Below are 17,886 nucleotides of genomic sequence, written 5' to 3'. Positions count from 1 at the left end.
ATGCTCATGATGTCTCCACGCGTTGCTAAACCGATAACAGTCTTAAAGATCGGTAGATCGATGTTCGGTCAGTCCCTGCCCACGAATTCGACGCACAGCGCGCCGTCGACGAACACTGCCCCAGGAACCAAGTTATTTTGATCCACCCCGCGCTTCTTGAAGCAGGGCGAGTACTCGCGGATCGTTTCACCCGCTTTCACAAAATCCGTCATCGGCTTGATTCGCGGCACAGACCCGGCTTCGCAACTAACAGCGACATGAACTTTCACACCCGTCCGGTTGCATCGCCGGGGCTACTAGGTCAAACATGCGCCGTCGTGCCCACCGGGCCCGCGGACTAAGCTTCTAGTCCGCCTCGGCGGGACGCTCATATAGCAAGCGCCGCGCCCGCTTCTGGTTATCGAACAGACTGAACCGTTCTTGCTCCTCGGGCGGCATCGGAAAGGGCATTGGGCACGGCAGTGCGACCATCCTCGGGTTGTTGGTCGACCGCCCGCAAACGATGTCTGCCTCGTACTGGTCCCAGTCCTTCACGCCTAACAGCGGCCATGCGTCAGCAGCGGCATATCCAATCAACAACAAGCGGCGGGCCTGGGCAGACATGTTTGGTCCCGAGGCATGCAGCGTTCGGACATGGTGGAACGACACCGCCCCTGCCGGACCAATGCACTCTTCGGCGCCTGTGGCGTTCACGGGATCAGCATCCAGGTCGACCGCGCTGCAAAAGTACCCGGTATCAGGGTTGTAGTGATCGTAGATCTTTCCTTGGTGAGACCCTGGCAAGCACAGCAGAGGTCCATTAGCGCTAGTGATCTCATCCAGGAACACGCCCACGGTCAGGAACGCGTCGTTGGTGTGCGGATAGAAGCACCAATCCTGGTGCCACTCGACGGGCGAACCGATCCGGCCCGGCTTCAGGTTGATCTTGGAGTTGTGCACTCGTACGTCAGGGCCGATCAGCTTCCGGAGGCTGTCGATAAGGGCGGGATGTCGCACGAACTCCCTGAAGAAGTCGAAGTGCCTGTGCGGCATCTCGATTCGACGGACAGCAGGCTGTTCCGGAGTGTGGGAAGGTTCGAGTTCGAAGGTCGGCGTGGGACTTGTCAGCGCTGACGCTTCGACGATCAACTCGTCCGTGACGCGGCGCAGCTCGCTGATCTCCTGCTCGGCAAAGATTCCTTCGGCCACGACGAAACCTTTGGCGTGATATTCGGCGATGTGACGATCCGTCAGCATGCTCTGCTCTTTCCTGATGACGGGCGATGCGATCAATGCACCGCACCAATCCACATCCCCTCCAGCGCTCAGTTGTCCACCTCGGACTGGTTTACAACCGCGTCGTTCTGATAGCTCTCCGCGGTGACAGGGCCGTGTATTTCGTGTGTCTGTAGTGTGACAATCGCTTCGAGCACGCAAAACACTGGATGGATTGACTGTTTGATTAGACAGGTGGCTTAGACCAGTTGTATTGATGCGTTGATTGTCATGAATGCAGAAAAGACTGCTGCAGCAAACACGAAGCTCGCTGCAGTTTCGCGACACAGGCTTTACAAATTATCGTTCTGCGCAGTGGTCCACGCCAGCGTGACAGAGTCACCCTATTCCCGACAGCAACCATCTTCGATGCGATGTCACCATGAGCGAACCGCAGGAAGCCCGGCGACGGTCGGATCATGAAGAGCGCGGTGTCTATCTTCACATCGCACGGCAGCTTCAGGGACGGATCCGCGCCTCCTACAAATCGGGCGACCGGCTGCCGTCGGAGCGCGCTTTGGCGCTGGAGTTCGAGGTGCACCGGAATACGATCCGGCGGGCGATCGAAGCACTGAACAAGGCGGGCATGATTTCAACGGCCTGGGGCGCCCGGAGCGTCGTGATAAAGAAGCGGCTCAACCACCGTATCACCTTCAACACGAGCTTCACCGCGTCGGCGCTCGCGGCAGGCGTTACTCCCAGGACTGAATTGATTTCGGCTACCGATCTTCCGTCCCGCACCTTACTCCAGATCTGCCGCCGCGTCCTGCAAAGGGACGCGACCGGCGAGATCACCACCGTTCGGTACGTGGAAGACGAGCCCGTTTGCTGGATCCGGCATCTGCTTTTCGGGCTTGACGCGCAGGGGCTGATGGAGGACTTTAATGGAACATCCGTCCACGAATGGATGCGCGAGAAGCTCGGCGTCAGTCCGCAACGGATCGAGACCACTGTCGGGGTCGATCGCGCATCAAGCATCGATTGCAAGATGCTGCGAGTGCCCCGCGGCGCCTGCATCCTGTATTCCCATAGCGTCAACCATGATCCGCGAACTCAAGAATTAATGGAATTGTCAATCACCCGCTTCAGGAGCGAGGCTGCGGAATTGAGAATGACGCTGTAGAAGCGCTGTGGAGCAGGAATGCCAGAGTGCGAAAGCCAAACACGACGAAAGCGCCATAATAGCCCTTAATACTTCTTGAGCCTCCTTCCGTCTTGTCAACCAGCTCAATCACCGTCTGCTTACTATCGCGTTCGAACTGCTGATCTCCGGCGCATTCGCGCTCGGGCTGCAATCTCGGTTTACTGGAGAGGCCGACCCCGACCTCTGGAATGTGCTGAGAGGAACTCGCCACTCACGACACCGGCCAGCGAATTGCGATGCCGGGCCAAGCATCGACCTGATGCACAGGTGTGATCACTCCCAATCTGCATTATTCCGCATACTGACGCAGAGGTTTGCAGAGACTTGCAGAAGCTCCTTCGGCTACTTAGATCCTTCCTGACATGCGGAGAAGTCGACATGCTGAGTAACAAGGAGCTTGAGGCGGGGCTGAAGGCGATGACCGAGGACTTCCACCTGCCTAACGGGGGACGGAAACGGCTGTCGCGGCTCGTCGCCAGCCACCTGTGGTGGTTCGATGCTGCCGAACGCCGCGGCATGAGCTGGCATGACATGGTCGGCATGCTGACCGCCGCCGGCGTAAACGGCAAAGGAGGACTGCCCCTGAGCGTCGGAACATTGTCGTCCACGGTCTGGCGCGCGCGAACTGAAAAGGAACCGGTCGTGGACAATCAGCGCCGGGAACAAAGCTTTGGGTCGGAAGCGATCCAATCGCGTGCGAAGTCGCCTGGGAAAGCAACCCGCCGTCCGGCCGCTCCGTTGCGGCAAAAAAGACGCGCGGCACCGCCTCAGGACGTCATCGATGCCCCGACCGATCGCCGGACTTCGAGGTCATCGCCGCGATTGACCGATGGAGATCGGGCAGAGCGGGCCAACAAGGACGTATTGGCCTTTATGGACAGGGCTCGAAAGGTCCGTCGCCGGTCGGAAGTTTAATTCCCGCCGCTCTTGATGAGGAGGTGCGGGTATGCCCGGAGCTAGACGGTCTCCGTTGACTTGACGCTGACCTTGCCATTGCAATACGCAATCGGAATCACGTCGTCAGAGGCCTGCTCAGAATGTCCGAGGATCCAGAGACAATCGGGCTCCGCCCGATGGTTGTCGATGGCGTGGTCCAGGTTGATGACTATGAAGTGGTCTGGCGCGGACTTTCGATCGGAAGAATCCTGAAGCAACCGCACACTCGGCACTGGTGGTGGGGATGCAATGTCTATGGTCAGAATCCCACGCCCGGCGACAGGGGAGTCGCCATTGATTTCAGGGACGGTCAGGTGCGGTTCAAGCTTGCATGGGCCAGGATCAGACCGACACTGACGGAGCAGGACATTGCGACTGCGGCCCAGCACGCCGAAAGGCTCGCCCAACAAAGGCTGTCCGAGAAGCCGCAGCCCGAAGTGTCGCTCCAGGTTCTGGACAACCAGCGCGCAGCACCGCGCCAGCGTGTGCTGAAGTCCGGCATCATCGAGTTCAATGGCGGCGCCATCGATTGCGTCGTACGAAACATCTCCGACACGGGCGCAGCGCTCGACGTGGCAAGTCCACTAGGCATTCCATCGGAGTTCAATCTGCTCCTGTCTGGAACGCGAACGCATCAACGTTGTCGAGTGGTTTGGCGCAAAGAAAAGCGAATTGGTGTTGTATTTGAATGAGAGCGACACATGCTACTGCGTGAACAGACGTCAGTGAATCAAGACTGGTTGTTCCCGCTCACCCGATGATCGTGCCCGTTGGCCTCCTCGAACTGATACGACTGTTCGAAAGCCATATATGCGTCCGAAGATGGTGTGACGTCTAATTCGGTAACCAACTCGAAAACATCGACTGCAACGTTGAACAGGCAGGGCTTGAATGTTGACGATCGATCCATATCTCTTGAAGGCTGCGAACGCCGATCGGACCTGTTCGCGATACTTCCGATCGGTCTCCGTTGCTGCCTGCTCGATCAGGTCCGCAGGCACCAGACAGATAACCAGCAAATCGGTGGTCATTGGCGGAAGATCGCTAACCGGGATGATCTTGATGTCGTGGATTAGCTCGACGTGGTGATGAAAGAGATTTCTGAGGGCTTTGAGTGCGATGAAATTGTCGACGCAAACAGATTTCGTCCAACATCCTTTTGAAGTTTGTCGTTCAGACCATGCAGCGCATTCAGCAGATTGAGGAGGGTATCCTCATCTGGCGTTACGCAGTGGCTGAAGTACGACCGGAAGAAGCGGTCGATGGCGGCGGTCAGGGAATCCAAGCTCATTGGCCGTCTCTTCGAAGGTGAGGCAATATTGGTGCGTCGCCCAAGTCGACTACCGAGCGGGCACGCGCCGTTCGTCCAGGCCGAGCTCCGGGAACTCGGTCGCGCAGCCGAGCACTCTCTGTCGAATCGCAGCATCGTCGCCATGCGTCCCCAGCGTCAGGTACGTATTCACATCGTCCTGCCGGGCATACACGATCCACTGACCCGTCAGGCGGCGGGCCTCGCTGCGCTCACGATAGCCACCCATGACAAATTCGTGGATCAGCGCGCCGATGAGCTTGTCTTCGTGAATTGCCGCCTCACCGATGGTCCTTGCGGCATGCACGGCAAAGTCGTTCGCTCGCCAGTGATTCGAGACGTTTTGATGCAGGAATGACGCCTGATTGTAGTGCTTGTGCCAAAGCCCGGTGAGCGGCGGCCGGACAAACATGGCGGGAGGCTTGGTAAGACTTGGGCGCGCACCCGGCGCCCCCTCCAGTGCGGCAACCTCATCAAGGATCGCGAACACGTTGCCGGAACGGCGCTCGAATATCTCCGCAAGTTCTTGGACAAGAACGGTCGAATAGCGGCCCGTCATCAGATGGAGATCGAGAATCTCTCGAATGTAGGCGGTTGTACCGCAGCGAATGTCGTCTTCCATTGATCAAGTCATACTGTCGCGGTGCTTCCGTCGCAATGTTTCGGAGCGCTGCGGCGTGCTCCTTCAACCAGGAAAGTTCTTGCGGCGAGCAGCCAATCGACCGCTTTCCAGTGATCGCGGCACTTCGGATTCCTGGCTAGGCACCGTCAATCCCGCTGGGTTGCCCGTAATCCAACCGACGCGGAACCTGCTTCTTTTCCCTGGGGCGAAGTGGTCCACGCCTGGCGAAGCGGCTCAACGGTCTTTCCCGACGACTGCCGCCGGATAGGTCGTTTGTCGCGCTATTCGCGAAAAGCTTACCGGTTCTTGATCTAGCTCAATGCGCGCTGCCCCAGATGGCACAGCCTTCGAGCGTCATTGCCGAACTTCCCGCCCAAGGAGGGAGCTACGACGCTGACACGGAGCCCCGGACACCCAGGTTCGGGGCTCTTTCGCTCTGTGGCCCTGGTGCCGGCCAGCAAATTGCCTTGCAATGCCGATCATTCCGAGCGGCGCAGACAGGCCATCTTGGGGGAAATTCGACCGAGATCGACATCTCAAGGAAGGAGCAAATCGGCGACGCCCACGTTGAGGGCGACGGCAATTTTGTCGAGAGAATCAAGCGTCGGATTTGCCTTCGCGACCTCCAGGGCGCTGACGAGCGCCTGCCGAACGTTCGCTTCATCGGCAAGATCGTGCTGCGACCAGGATCTCTGCTGCCGCAAACGGCGCAGATTGCGGGCAAGCAAGCGTTTGGTGTGCGCTGGTGTTCGCCGCTTCATCCGGCAGGATGATGCATTTGCGACGCGCTCGCGCCACACGCTTTAACGTATAATACACGTCGAAGCGTATAGCATGATGCCGATAAACTTTCGCGAGCAGAGCGATGAACATGTTCTCACGTTGGCGATCCGATTCCTCGGTCGAGCCGGCGCCATTTCAACAGCGCACCTCGCAGGGCGATCATGAAGCTTAGCGAAGCCGACATTGTACGTTTCGAGTACGTCTATGGCGGCAAAGCGCACCAATGCGCGTATCTCGTCACAGAAGGCACGCTCGTGGCGGTCGTCGGAACGATGGAGCGGACTGCCGCGCTTGATCGCATGCTTCCCGAACGACTTGCGCGCATTCTCGTCCATGAGCTGCTGGTCGAGGCTGAGCTTACTCGCAATGCCAAAGGCATCCAGCAAGAGAGTAACAGCGACAGGTGATCGGCGGGCAACACGGTGCGCTCAGGCAACATGGAGCCAAAATTCCGTTTGTGAATTCATGTTGCAGTTGACCTTCATTATCAAGAACATGTGTTGCAGCTCTCTCAACGGCGCGTCCAGTCCTCTTGTGGTGACAAAACGAACATGCCGAACGTCCTAAAATTCCCCCAATTGGGTCTGGCACCTCCCGGTAGGATTTACACCGCCTCGAGGGATGCCGAGACGGAAGGGCTCCTCGACCGTCGTCATCAGCCGACGAATGCCCGGCATGACATCGGCAATATTATTCTTTGTCTCGAGGTGGCAGCATTGCAACTGCGCCGCGCCGACGCGATAAAATCGGAGACGGATCAGATTCGGACCGCCTCAGAACATCTCTTGATGGCAGAAGAGCTGATCGAAATTGTGCGAAGAAAGGCGATGCGCATCGAGTCCAGGGGGCTCGTCGCATTGTGATCAAGTTCATTGGTTTCGGTTCATATCGACCGCATTTGGGGCATATTGGCGATGACAAAAGCAGACGAGGAAATGATCGACGCAGCTATCGGAGCTAGGATCCGCGGCTTGCGCCTTCAGAATGGGCTTACCCAGCAATTTCTAGCCGACGAGCTCGACGTCTCATTTCAGCAAATTCAGAAGTACGAACGGGGTGTCAATCAGTTTAGCCCAACGCGGCTATTGCGGCTTGCGACAATCTTCGGCGTTTCAACCTCGGTCCTGCTTGGCGAGAAATCGAAGACCTCGTCCAACCGGTTGCCTGAACTCCTCATCGCCGATCTCGACAAGCCGGCGATCAAGATGTTCGAGGCCTATCAGAAGCTCAAGGACCGAAGACTGAAAAAGCAGATCTCTGAGCTTGTGCAAGGGATGGCAGCTTCGCAGTGAGCGAGCTCCGGTCGACTTTTGTGAACAACGGGAAGAAGGCGGCATGCCAATTGACCCAATCAAGTAGTCGCGCATCGCGGCTCGATTGATGGTGGCGGGTTTCATCGTGGCTGTCGTTGGAGCTGGGCTAGCAGCTGGGTCGTTCGCCGCCATGGCGACGTTCGGAGCAGGCCTGTTCCTGCTTGACCTCGCGCTCGGCATCCGGGGGCCGCAGGACCTTGGTTCAAGCCCGTAGACATAGCGTCTCACTGCTTCCTTGCAGGCTCCCCGTCGCGAAGATCCCGCTGAAGCCCGACACTTGTGCGCCGCGAAAATCGTGCCCATCCGGCGCACGTATATTGACCTCGACCGCGGCCTTGTAATCAACTGTCACTACTTCTTGTTGTGTGGGTGGTAGCGTCATGGAGCATGAGTTCTACCGTGGGCTGGCGCAGCGCGTGCGCGACATCGCCGAGCGCGTCGACCCATTCACCAAGCGGCGTTTGTTAGAGCTCGCGGAGCTATACGCTGTCAAAGGCATCCGACCGGAGCCTGCCCCGAGAACGGAGAGGCCATTCCCGATCCCGAGCCCTCGTCTTCACGTGGTGCGGGGTCCCGAAGAGGGTGATGTTACTGAACGCCCGCCCGTCCACCCGCCTGGATGAAGCAGGTCGACTTGACGTGGCGGGTCTCGCTAAAGGCCGCTCGCCGATGCCGTCACGCATCTGGAAGTCGTGTCGCCTCGAGATCGCCTCACAGAATGGCCTTGCACGCGCTGGCCGATCAGATCGGTCGATCCCATTGGTCTATCCAGCGCAAGAGCCAGATCAGGAAGCTTTTGCCCGCGCCCTTTCGCGAGCGGCCTGCCGACGCTGACGACGGGTGCGCTTACCCGGGCGCGCCATGATCGGAAACGGCGGCGGGGATGTTGCGGGATGGGACGCATCGACATGAGCGGTCTGCGGAGCCGGATGACGGGCTTCCATGACGTCCAATACCGCCCGCCCCTTGTCGGTGATCCGCCACCCGCCGTTCATGCGCTCGATCAATCCTTGCGAAAAGATGTCCAAATCCGGAACGCGAGCAGCCAAGCGTTTGGTACGCTCGGCCCAATCGGGGCCGCTGGTTGCCAGAATCGCCATGTCACGCTTGAGGTCGGCCATCCCCGCGAAGCCGCCGGGATAGCTCACCAGGATCTTCAGGACCGTGACCTGGAAATTCACCCCGGCCTCTTGCGACTATCGCCACATGGTTGGTGCGCCTGAGAGGGCCTCGCGGCCGACCTCTTTGAGCCGGTCTGGCGTCGTGTCTCCATTGGTGGCGGCTTGCAGAATCTTCGAAGCGACATGCGTACGGGCGCCCGTCTCGTGACGGGAAACGTCCTCACAGACCTCTTCGAGGACCGCGCGCAAAAGCGCGGTGGTAGCGGCATCAAACATGAGAGATCCCCAGCGGAAAATCTTACCTTAGGAAATCGCTTCGCGTCGCGTTCAAGAGCATTAACAGTCGATAAAATCCTCGGAATTCTAGTACCTCCGGCCGCGCCTTGCAACGGCCGCCGAACTTGGGTTTCGCGCCGCCTCGACCAAGGGCGAGTGGAGAGAAGCTGACGAAATCGCCGAGACTTGGTCCTAAGAAGGAGCGCACTCAACCGGAAGCGCCGTACATAGCGCCGGTGGACCAGGTGGGCCGCAGCGCCTAGGGGGCGGACAGCCGCACCGAGTGCGCAAACGGCCGGTGCATCGGTCCTGGCGCTACAGCAGAATGGCCGCAGACCAATGGCCTGCGGCCCACCGGCGAGAAATATAAATCATGATGAAATACGCAGCCCCGGTGCTGAGGGACTGTTAAGCAGGTTTTCGGTGCATTTTGGATTCCGTGACTCTACGGGAGTTCCGCCAGAGCGAGTGTGGCCGCGTCGCAGAGTCTTACGATCATCGACGCCAGTTCAATCGCTTCTTAAGCAAAGAAGCAATTTGCCTAAAGTCGCGGCGTCTCGTTTAGCGAAATCGAAGCCGGAAGCGACCATCGTCGAGCGCTGATTTTTCAGTCCTTTTGATTTGGCAACCCTCGCCGCAAGAAACTTTGTCGACAGGAAACCCGAGAGCACCCTGATGCAGTCGGATTCGCGAATCTACAGCCTCCCGCGCTGGCGCGTCACGCGATGGCTCGCCGATTGCGGTGCGGAAGTGCCCGAGGACATTCGGGTCGCACTGATCGGCAATCTGTACGGCACGCTGCCGGTCTTTATCGGCGGCATCCTGAACACTCTTCTGGTCGCTGCGGCCATTGCCGCGCGCTCGCCGACGCCGTTGTTCATCGCGTGGCTCGCGCTCGAGATTGCGATCTGCCTGACGCGGCTCACCGTGTTGATCGTCGCCCGTCGTCGGGCGCTGAGGCATGACGCGACGCCGACCGACATCAACCTGGTGCTTTCGATTGCCTGGAGCGGCAGCGTCGGCTATGGGGCGCTGATTAGTCTTGCGACGGGTGACTGGGTGGCGGCAACGCTCGCCTGCGTATCCGCCGGAGCGATGGTCGGCGGGATTTGCTTCCGCAATTTCAGTGCGCCGCGGCTCTGCGGCGCAATGATCGTGCTGAGCCTGGGCCCGACGATTCCGGGCGCCCTGATGGCGGGACAGCCGCTCATGCTGGTCCTTTTCTTCCAGATCCCGATGTATCTGGCGGCCATGACCATGGCCTGCTTCAAGTTGAACCGACTGCTGATCGCGACGATGCGTGCCGAGCGAGAAAACGATCGGCGCGCCCGACATGATGAGCTTACTGGCCTTGCCAATCGAGCGGGACTCGTTGGCGCCATCGAGGAGCGGCTGTCACGGCGGGACGGCGACGAGGCGCTGGCGCTGCTGTATCTCGACCTCGACGACTTCAAGGTGGTCAACGACACGCACGGCCACGCCGGGGGCGACCGACTGCTGCAGAGCGTCGCCGAGCGCTTGCGTGGCCTGGCCCGCGAAGGTGACTTGCCGGCGCGCCTCGGCGGTGACGAATTCGTCGTGCTCGTCGCAGGCTGCACCGCGGAACAGGCGGCGAATTTTGGGCGGCACTTGGTCGAGGCGATCGGAATTCCGTATGATCTCGGCTGCGGCACGCGGGCACACGTCGGTGTGAGCGTCGGCATCGCGATGGCCCCCGGGCACGGGAACAGAGCGGCCGATCTGCTGCGGGCTGCCGACGCCGCGCTCTATCAGGCCAAGTTCGCCGGCGGGTCACGTTGTGAAGTCGCATCCGAAGACGACCTGGCGAGGTTACGTCTCCTTCTCGCACGAAGTGCCGCCGAGCCGAGCCGCCAAAGCGCCGCTGCGTAGCCAGTTGTCGATCGATCGGCGCACGTCCTCCCGTTGCAATACGGTCTCGGAAGTTAGAAGCTCGTTAACCGCTCGGGCAGATGGTGAGTGCGTATTCGCCGACAAAAGGGGTCCGTCCATGGCTGAGGCTCCCGCTTGCTATTCCTGCAGCGTCACCAGGCTACTACGCGATGTCTCGCCAGTGACGCCGGGTTACGAAATCCGATCATTCGAATGCCCCAAATGCCGAACCGTCCTGCGGCTGGTCTCCAAGTCTGACCCAGCTTTGCCTGCGGCGGCGGATTGATCGGCAGCGGATCGGCAAGAACTAAATTTCCGCTTCGCGCCGTCGCAGACGATCTTCTGCACGAAGCCTGTCCTTCCGCCTGTGGGCATTCCTCGGCAACGTGTTGCCGAAAAATGGCGGCCATCCTAGAGCTACACCCGGTGGCTTGAAATCGAATTGGTTTCTTTCATTCCCTTCTGACCTTGAAAAAATTGCTGGGAGGGGGCGCGGCGTGCGTGGAGTGACCGATCCGGCGCATACAGGGAGGCGCTCGCAGATGCTGAGCCTGGACGACCTCGAACCCGACCACGCGACTTCCGTCTCCAAACATGCTCTCCAACTCATGGCTGAGTTGGAGGTACCGGCGACACCCCCAAATTTTACCGTCTGGTTTGCTTACGTTCTGGGCCGCTCGGCGGCATTGCGCAAGACCATCGATATCCTGCGCTCGAACGACCGCAAGTTCGATAAGGCTCTCAATCGCGAACTCTACAACACCTTCCTCAAGTCGACTGGTTCAGTCGGAGAGGTTGCCCAAACCATTTCCGGCGAGCTCGACGCAATTCTTGTCAATGTACGAAACGACGTTGCGGGCGCGATCGCCGACAGTGCAGCGCATTCCGAGGAGTTGATGGAGGTCGGGCGGACGCTTCGCACGGCCAATGACCCGCAACTTGCCCTGAAGCGGCTGGCCGACGAATTGACGAGAGCGACGGAACGTGCGTCGGCGCTGGAAGCGAAGCTCGTCGAAGCGTCGGGCGAACTAGGCGACCTTCGGAAGTCACTTGAGCAGGCGGAGCTCAGGTCGCGTACCGACGCTTTGACCGGGCTCGCAAATCGCGGGGCAATGGAGAGTTTCCTTCGCACTGCCCAAATCAATGCCATGGAGAGCGGCGACTCCTTGAGCGTGTTCCTGATCGACGTGGATCATTTCAAGAAGTTCAATGACACCTACGGACATCAATTGGGCGATCAGGTTTTGCGGCTGGTCGCAAAGTGCCTTCAAGAAGGCATCAGGGACGGCGACCTAGCAGCGCGCTACGGTGGAGAAGAACTCATCGGTATTCTGCCGGGCGCTCCGCTCACAATCACTCAGGAGATCGCCGAAAGAGTGCGCACCAGAATTGCCAGCGCGAACGTCAAGAAGCGGGCAACGGGCGAGTTGATCGGCCAAGTGACGATTTCGGCGGGCGTTGCCCAATTCAAACCGGGCGAAAGCTTCGAGGCCCTCATCGAGCGATGTGATCAGGCGCTCTATCGGGCGAAGCAATCGGGTCGGAATTGCACAATCGGATCGGATGACTGATCACATCGAGACCAGAACAATCGTCGAGGGAGCTCGCCCGTATCTTCCGACCGCGAAAGCGATCAATCCGTCGAACAACTATGCGGCGCTCAGCGGCAAGCGCCATGCCGAACAGAACCGATCGCCGGGCTCCCCTTTTTCAGCACCCCTGTCAAACGCATCGCTCGCCGACACTGGTTCGTGCAGGCGAGCGACGCGCAGCGGCGCCAACTTTTGTCGCCAGGCGGCGGTCCTGCGCTCTGATTGCTGACTTGAAGCCGCCGGGTGGCTCGTTTTCGCGATTCGCTGCATCAAAGAAACCCGCCCGGCGACGCCGGGCGGGGCTTGACTGAGCGTCTCAGTCGGCGCTCTTGCGCGGCCGCGACCATAGCAGGGTGTAGCCTTCGCCGTCTTCGTCATCGAACAGGTTGGCGTAGATCGGCGAGTTGAACGAGGGGTCGTCGAGCTTGAGCGAGAGGTAGTCGCGACCTTCCTCGGAGCGCTTCGACCAGGCTGCCCCGATCTCGGCTCGGCGCACGTAGATGCGGTGGCTCGGAGCATTGTCGTTGGAGCGGTTGGGCTCGGCGACGATGCGGACGCCCTTCGCCTGCAAGCTCAGCGTGACGATCTCCCCCTGAAAATCGTTGCCGACCTTCTTGAACGAACCGATGGTAGCCATATCAAGTCTCCTTGCNCGAACCGATGGTAGCCATATCAAGTCTCCTTGCGTTGTTTCGGACCGCGACCACCGCGGCCTCGATGGCGATGACCAGGCCGAATGACGATCGGCGACGCACCCGCTTGCGGGCCGAAGCATCGCGGAGGACGCCATGGCTGAGACTTTCTTGTCTCGCGAGGAATGGGCTTGCCCAGGGGAAGAAAGTCGCAAGACTGGCGTTGCGTCTCAGACGGTCGAGGCGCAGCCGGTCTTCGGCCAGATCAAGCCATCAAAGAGGCAAGGTGTTCGCGTGCTGAACAACATAGAGAGGAGACGTGGCTGCCGTCGGTCGTACGATACAAGAGGTGGCTCGATTTCAGGCGGGAAAAGAGAGAGTACGTGCAGGAAGGAGCGAATCATTTCCCGAACATGAGCGCACCTGCGAGCAGACTCCGATCTAGCACGTAGGGCGCCGAGCCGAGATCGGGGCGGCATGGTCGAAGTGCTGCTAGGAAGCCCCGCCTATCGGATAGACTGGACATCACCGCACGTAACGGGCGAAGCAACAACCGATACGGAGGCGAAGGTTGCAGCTGTTTTGGCCGCGGCCGCGAGCGCAATCGAAGACTCGTTCAAGCCCGCTCCGGTCTCGACGGGCGCACTTTCTGGAGACAGCAATCGGCAATTGTACGATGAACGGCAATGCAAGCCGGCTGGATACAGACGGAGGTCGCGTGTGACGGCGATAATCGGCACAGTTGGCAAAGCGCGCTGATTTCTCGGAGCGATCTTGCAGCAATACACAGCATGAGGCGCGAGACTCGATCGCGGCGCTATGCGCCGCCGTCGCCAAATCTCCAGACCGGGATTCCCATCCGCCTCGCCTTGTCGGCGAGATTGTCCTGGATTCCCGTTCCTGGGAACACGATGACGCCGATTGGCATCATAGTCAGCATGAGATCGTTGCGCTTAAACGGTGCGGACTTGGCGTGCTTCGACCAATCCGGCTTGAATGCGACTTGTGGAACCTTGCGGTTCGTCGCCCATTTGGCGGCAATCAGCTCGGCGCCCTTTGGTGAGCCTCCATGCAACAGGACCATGTCGCTGTGCCTGGCGTAAACCTTGTCGAGACGATCCCAGATCAGATGATGGTCATCGAAGTCGAGACCTCCGGTCAGCGCGACCTTGGGTCCGACCGGAACGAGCACCTCGGTCTCGGCGCGACGCTTTGCGGCGAGAAAGTCTCTGGAGTCGATCACCGCCGAAGTGACCGAGCGATGGTTGACGAGCGACCCGGATCGCGGGCGCCACAGCGAACCAGTGTGGGTTTCGAACTGTGCAATGGCTTGCTCTCGGAACAGCTCCATGCAGTTGCGGCGTTCGATCAACGAGAGTCCTTCCGTGACAAGCCGCTCCAGTTCAACCGACCGCACCTCAGAGCCATCCTGCTCGTGTTGGCTCCTTCGTTGAGCCTGCTCGTTGTCGTCGAGCTGTCGCTCGATCCGGCCTGCGGCTCGATGGAACAGATTGACCGTCGACCAGAGCAGGTCCTCCAGGTCCGGCTCCATGCGGCTGTCGCTCAGGGTTGCCACGAAGGCATCGAAGACGTCGGCAACGGCCGCTACGATCGTCTTGGCTTCGGGAAGCGGCCTCGGATCGAGTTCGTCGCTGAACGGTCGATAGCCGTAGAGTTGCAGTTCGGTCAGAACGTGGTGAAGCGGGGATGAACCGTGCGGCGGTTCGAATTCGGTGTCGTCACGTTCTGTCATGGGATAAGGCCCTCCGTGGATCGGCCGCGACCATCGCGGCCTTCGTGGCGATCACTCAGGCGGCGGGCGGGCCGGACCAGAACCCGAAGCAACGCGGAGGGCCGAAGCGACAGCGGAGGATGGCAGGGTGCGGCTATTTTGCTTCGCGATGCAAAGGCGGATTGACTGATCGTTGTTGATCTGCGGTGACCACCGCCGGCGGAAAATAGCCGCGCCCTGCCATTGCCGGTCCGGCCCGCCTGCCGTTCGATCGCCCTCTAGAAGGCCGGGCGCGGCGCTCTCACAACGAGGCTTCGCCTTGATCCGGCTGTCGACGCTGACAGCGAGACGCAGGCGCTCATGCCGTGAGCGCGACTGCTGAGGGCAAGAAGCGGACGACATCCGCAGGCGCAAGCTGAATGCGAAGAGCCGCCCGGAGCTCATCGACGCCAAGGGTGCGCAGATCCTCGTTGAAATCGTCAAACCGGGGCGAGAGTTGGATCGCCTCGATACTGGCGGCTTGGGCACGCTGCGCCAAAGTGGTTGCGGCTGTCTCTCCGGCAGCATCAGCATCACGGGCGATGTAGAGCCGGCGCAGGTTGGATGGCAGCAGCATGGCCGCGAGATGGTTGGCCGATAGCGCTGACGCCATTGGCAAGGTCGGCAGGGCACAACGCAAGGAGAGCATGGTCTCGATGCCCTCGCCTGCGGCGAGGACATCATGAGCCCGTCCAAATCGGACAGCGTTGCCGAGCAACAGGCCCATCGCGCGGCGTGGTGTGTCGATCGGCGCCTTGCTGCGACCGGAGGGGTCGAGCCAGGTACGGTGAACGCCGGTGACGATGCCGGTGAGCGTGGTGACGGCGGCGATCAGGGCCGGCCAGGTCTCAGTCGGGAGGTCATTATCCGGCCTGTAGTAGCAACGCGGGTGAAACCGAAGGCTGGTAAGCTCATGCAAGCCCAAAATGCCCCGCGTCCGGAGGTATGTTTCTGCGAGCGTGCCATGAATGGGCTTGGACATGGCAAACAGGCGCCGAGCCGATTCCGGCGAACCGATGGGAACGGGTGGGAGCGGCGATTTAGACTCCGCCTCGATCTGCGGCAGGCAGAGAAAACGCCGCGCCTCGGCAAGGACATCGCGGAATTCAACGAAGCCGCAGCTTTCCCTGATGACGTCGAGCAGATCGCCGTGTTCAGCGGTGGCGGCATCGGTCCACTTGCCGGCCGCTCCCTTACCCCCATGACGGCGGCGTAGCCGAACAAACATGGATCGACCAGGCGTGTTGTGAACGTCGCCGACGACCCAATAGCGGCCAACGCGCCGGCCATTTGAAAGATAGTGCCGGCAGACGAGTTCGGCCCGCTCGGCCAGCCGGCGGGCGAGATCGGATAGTTGGGCTGACATGACAATCTCCAGCAAAAAAGAAGGCCCGCCAGTGACGGCGGGCCTTCGAGATCGACGCTTCTGCTCGCCTACTCGGCCGCGACAAGCGGCTCGTCTGTGAGAATTGCGTCGTCTTCCGCCGGATGCTCTGCACCGGGCCTAGCCGCTTCGCGTTCGGCAGGTTTCGTGTCCTCGCCGATTGAATCGGACCGCGAGACTTGGTCAGATTCCACGTCTACTGAAGTGGTACTGATGGCCTGGCCGGGCGTGCGCAGCGGCTCCGGAAGCCAGCCCGTGCCAGCGAGGAGTTCTTGCGCCCGCTCCGCCATCTCGCCCTTCTTCAGGTGCTCGATGAGCTGAGCCGCAGTCTCCCCCCTGGCCTCGCGGACGGCTTGCAGGATGCGCGCCTTGGTCACCCGCCCCAAGTAGTTGTCGACGGTCGGCGTCCAGCCTGCGGCAGCAATGTCGAGCCCGACTGCCTCGGCGAGGCGGTCGGCGTGGCCCAGCGCACGCGGGCGCCGATTCCAGGGCTCGTACACCGCATTGACGCTCAGCGCGATGCAATGTGCGAACAGGGCATCGCGACTGTCCCGGTCGAAGGTCGCGAGCGTATCCCAGAGCTCGGCTGAGTCACGCGGCAACTGCTCCGACCACTGCCGGTGCCTCTCGTCGACGGACTTGGCGATCGTGGCATCGCCAAGGCCCGGCGCCTGGCTGCCGAAGACGACGCTCTTGGCGTCGATATCGACGCAGGATTCGGGCGTGTAGCGGTAAAACAGTTTCAGGCAAAGCGCGTGCAGTGCCGCCAGGAACGCAACGTCCGGGTCCCCTGCCAGCGCGTCGCGCAAGGCCAGGGTGCGATACGCTGTGAGTTCGGTCATCAGCCGGTCTGGGATCGGCTTGATGCCTTCCTCCTGATCGGGCTCCTCGGTATTTGCCGAGGTGCCTGTCTGCCCTTCGGTCTTATCTCCGGAGGCAGAGGTCGCCGCTGGGATGGCACTCCGCTCGGCGTCAACTTCTCCCTCCGCCTGCGGAACTGCCGGCTCATCCTCGGGACGGACATAGCCGCGCTCGACCCGAAGCGCGCCCGACGCATCGATGCTGACGAAGGCACCCGCACGCGCGACCTCGTCAGGATCGTACTGGACCGGCCGCTCATCGAGTTCGGCAAGGGCCGTCTCGATCTCGCCAAGGCGCTGATCGATCCCTTCGGGAAGGACGTCGACGTCGGAATGCTCCTGCTCTAGACGCTCGTACTCGGCGCGCAGCGCTTCGGCCGCAGCCTGCTCCTCGTCGGTCATCAGGACGGACTCGCCGGAGATGCGGCGCAGACCATAGATGTGGCCGTAGGGAAAATCGACCGCGACCTCGACCCATTTCCAACCTTCGGAACGGATGTTGCCCGCCTCGCGTTCCAGCTTCTCGGCGACGAGCCGATCGAGCAGCATCGGCTCTTGCAGCCAACCGCCGTCATCCTGCTGAAAAAGATCGCGAATGATGTCGCCGCCGGCGGCCTCATAAGCCTCGATTCCGACGAATTGGGCGCGCTTGTCGGAGGCGCGCACGGCGCCTTCGGTGAGCAGACGCCGGATGTAATACGGCTCCTTGTTGTGCGAGCGCTGTACCGCCTGCCATACCTGCTGCTGGCGCTCGTGGTCCGGATTGACCGCAAACGCCATCAATTGGTCGAGGCTCATGCCGTCTTCGGCATGGACGTCGAGCAGCGCTGGCGAGATGGCGGCGAGCCGGAGCCGTTGTTTGACGACCTGGACGCTGACAAAGAAGGCAGCAGCGATCTCGTCCTCGCTCATGCCCTTCTCACTCATGTCGCGGAACGCACGGAACTGATCAAGTGCGTGCAGCGGTTAGATTATGCGTCAAGTGTCCTGTTAGCTGGA

At 60.5% G+C, this 17,886-nt stretch carries 20 protein-coding genes; 9 read left to right on the top strand and 11 right to left on the bottom strand.

Annotation, left to right across the window (positions count from 1 at the left end; translation table 11 throughout):
* Positions 1–68: 68 nt before the first annotated feature.
* Together HL671_RS36915 and HL671_RS36910 are read right to left on the bottom strand one after the other, a co-directional pair.
* Positions 69–212: a hypothetical protein gene (locus HL671_RS36915; RefSeq protein WP_246579781.1), complete on the bottom strand. Its 144-nt coding sequence runs from the start codon at positions 210–212 to the stop codon at positions 69–71.
* Positions 213–345: 133 nt separating this feature from the next.
* The gene (locus tag HL671_RS36910) at positions 346–1,236 is read right to left on the bottom strand and encodes a phytanoyl-CoA dioxygenase family protein (RefSeq protein ID WP_172243895.1); all 891 of its coding nucleotides are present in this window, start codon (positions 1,234–1,236) and stop codon (positions 346–348) included.
* Positions 1,237–1,636: 400 nt separating this feature from the next.
* On the opposite strand from HL671_RS36910, the gene HL671_RS36905 reads away from it, so the two are divergent.
* The 3 genes from HL671_RS36905 (at position 1,637) to HL671_RS36895 (ending at position 4,026) form a co-directional block, all read left to right on the top strand.
* A complete protein-coding gene (locus tag HL671_RS36905; RefSeq protein ID WP_172243892.1) occupies positions 1,637–2,377 on the top strand; it encodes a GntR family transcriptional regulator in 741 nt (246 codons plus the stop codon).
* A gap of 399 nt (positions 2,378–2,776) precedes the next feature.
* Positions 2,777–3,313: a hypothetical protein gene (locus HL671_RS36900; RefSeq protein ID WP_172243889.1), complete on the top strand. Its 537-nt coding sequence runs from the start codon at positions 2,777–2,779 to the stop codon at positions 3,311–3,313.
* Between the two features lie 473 nt (positions 3,314–3,786).
* A complete protein-coding gene (locus HL671_RS36895) occupies positions 3,787–4,026 on the top strand; it encodes a PilZ domain-containing protein (protein ID WP_172243913.1) in 240 nt (79 codons plus the stop codon).
* Between the two features lie 380 nt (positions 4,027–4,406).
* On the opposite strand, the gene HL671_RS36890 is transcribed toward HL671_RS36895, so the two are convergent.
* The 3 genes from HL671_RS36890 to HL671_RS36880 all read right to left on the bottom strand — a co-directional run bounded on the left by HL671_RS36890 (position 4,407) and on the right by HL671_RS36880 (position 6,026).
* Complete coding sequence (locus HL671_RS36890) at positions 4,407–4,625, bottom strand: hypothetical protein (protein ID WP_172243886.1); 219 nt, start codon at positions 4,623–4,625, stop codon at positions 4,407–4,409.
* Between the two features lie 49 nt (positions 4,626–4,674).
* The gene (locus HL671_RS36885) at positions 4,675–5,265 is read right to left on the bottom strand and encodes a hypothetical protein (RefSeq protein WP_172243884.1); all 591 of its coding nucleotides are present in this window, start codon (positions 5,263–5,265) and stop codon (positions 4,675–4,677) included.
* 536 nt (positions 5,266–5,801) lie between these two features.
* Complete coding sequence (locus HL671_RS36880) at positions 5,802–6,026, bottom strand: helix-turn-helix transcriptional regulator (protein ID WP_057195694.1); 225 nt, start codon at positions 6,024–6,026, stop codon at positions 5,802–5,804.
* Positions 6,027–6,209: 183 nt separating this feature from the next.
* On the opposite strand from HL671_RS36880, the gene HL671_RS36875 reads away from it, so the two are divergent.
* From HL671_RS36875 to HL671_RS36865, 3 genes are all read left to right on the top strand, one after another.
* On the top strand, positions 6,210–6,455 hold the full coding sequence (locus tag HL671_RS36875) for a hypothetical protein (RefSeq protein WP_057195695.1): 246 nt from the start codon (positions 6,210–6,212) through the stop codon (positions 6,453–6,455).
* A 144-nt stretch (positions 6,456–6,599) separates the two neighbouring features.
* On the top strand, positions 6,600–6,911 hold the full coding sequence (locus HL671_RS36870) for a hypothetical protein (RefSeq protein ID WP_172243882.1): 312 nt from the start codon (positions 6,600–6,602) through the stop codon (positions 6,909–6,911).
* Between the two features lie 51 nt (positions 6,912–6,962).
* Positions 6,963–7,340 carry a helix-turn-helix domain-containing protein gene (locus HL671_RS36865; protein ID WP_172243880.1) on the top strand — a complete coding sequence of 126 codons (378 nt, stop codon included), beginning with the start codon at positions 6,963–6,965 and terminating at the stop codon, positions 7,338–7,340.
* Between the two features lie 806 nt (positions 7,341–8,146).
* On the opposite strand, the gene HL671_RS36860 is transcribed toward HL671_RS36865, so the two are convergent.
* On the bottom strand, positions 8,147–8,542 hold the full coding sequence (locus HL671_RS36860) for a hypothetical protein (protein ID WP_172243878.1): 396 nt from the start codon (positions 8,540–8,542) through the stop codon (positions 8,147–8,149).
* 15 nt (positions 8,543–8,557) lie between these two features.
* Entirely contained in the window at positions 8,558–8,758 is a 201-nt protein-coding gene (locus tag HL671_RS38650; RefSeq protein WP_172243876.1) for a hypothetical protein, read from the bottom strand.
* 675 nt (positions 8,759–9,433) lie between these two features.
* On the opposite strand from HL671_RS38650, the gene HL671_RS36850 reads away from it, so the two are divergent.
* From HL671_RS36850 to HL671_RS36840, 3 genes are all read left to right on the top strand, one after another.
* On the top strand, positions 9,434–10,648 hold the full coding sequence (locus tag HL671_RS36850; RefSeq protein ID WP_172243874.1) for a GGDEF domain-containing protein: 1,215 nt from the start codon (positions 9,434–9,436) through the stop codon (positions 10,646–10,648).
* Positions 10,649–11,190: 542 nt separating this feature from the next.
* Complete coding sequence (locus tag HL671_RS36845; RefSeq protein WP_172243872.1) at positions 11,191–12,219, top strand: diguanylate cyclase; 1,029 nt, start codon at positions 11,191–11,193, stop codon at positions 12,217–12,219.
* Positions 12,212–12,469 carry a hypothetical protein gene (locus tag HL671_RS36840; RefSeq protein WP_172243869.1) on the top strand — a complete coding sequence of 86 codons (258 nt, stop codon included), beginning with the start codon at positions 12,212–12,214 and terminating at the stop codon, positions 12,467–12,469. Before HL671_RS36845 ends, HL671_RS36840 begins: the two co-directional genes overlap by 8 nt.
* Before the next feature lie 87 nt (positions 12,470–12,556).
* On the opposite strand, the gene HL671_RS36835 is transcribed toward HL671_RS36840, so the two are convergent.
* The 4 genes from HL671_RS36835 to HL671_RS36820 all read right to left on the bottom strand — a co-directional run bounded on the left by HL671_RS36835 (position 12,557) and on the right by HL671_RS36820 (position 17,799).
* Positions 12,557–12,877, bottom strand: coding sequence for a DUF736 domain-containing protein (locus HL671_RS36835; protein ID WP_172243867.1), 321 nt, complete (start codon positions 12,875–12,877; stop codon positions 12,557–12,559).
* Between the two features lie 812 nt (positions 12,878–13,689).
* Positions 13,690–14,625, bottom strand: a complete 936-nt coding sequence (locus tag HL671_RS36830; RefSeq protein WP_172243865.1) for a DUF2493 domain-containing protein — start codon at positions 14,623–14,625, stop codon at positions 13,690–13,692.
* Between the two features lie 337 nt (positions 14,626–14,962).
* Positions 14,963–16,009: a DUF7146 domain-containing protein gene (locus tag HL671_RS36825; RefSeq protein ID WP_172243911.1), complete on the bottom strand. Its 1,047-nt coding sequence runs from the start codon at positions 16,007–16,009 to the stop codon at positions 14,963–14,965.
* Between the two features lie 68 nt (positions 16,010–16,077).
* Entirely contained in the window at positions 16,078–17,799 is a 1,722-nt protein-coding gene (locus tag HL671_RS36820; RefSeq protein ID WP_172243862.1) for a DNA-binding protein, read from the bottom strand.
* Positions 17,800–17,886 lie beyond the last annotated feature (87 nt).

The sequence above is a fragment of the Bradyrhizobium denitrificans genome (assembly GCF_013179005.1).
Lineage (GTDB): Bacteria > Pseudomonadota > Alphaproteobacteria > Rhizobiales > Xanthobacteraceae > Bradyrhizobium > Bradyrhizobium denitrificans.
Note: the sequence above shows the minus strand (reverse complement) of the source record. Positions and strands in the feature narration are given on the sequence as shown.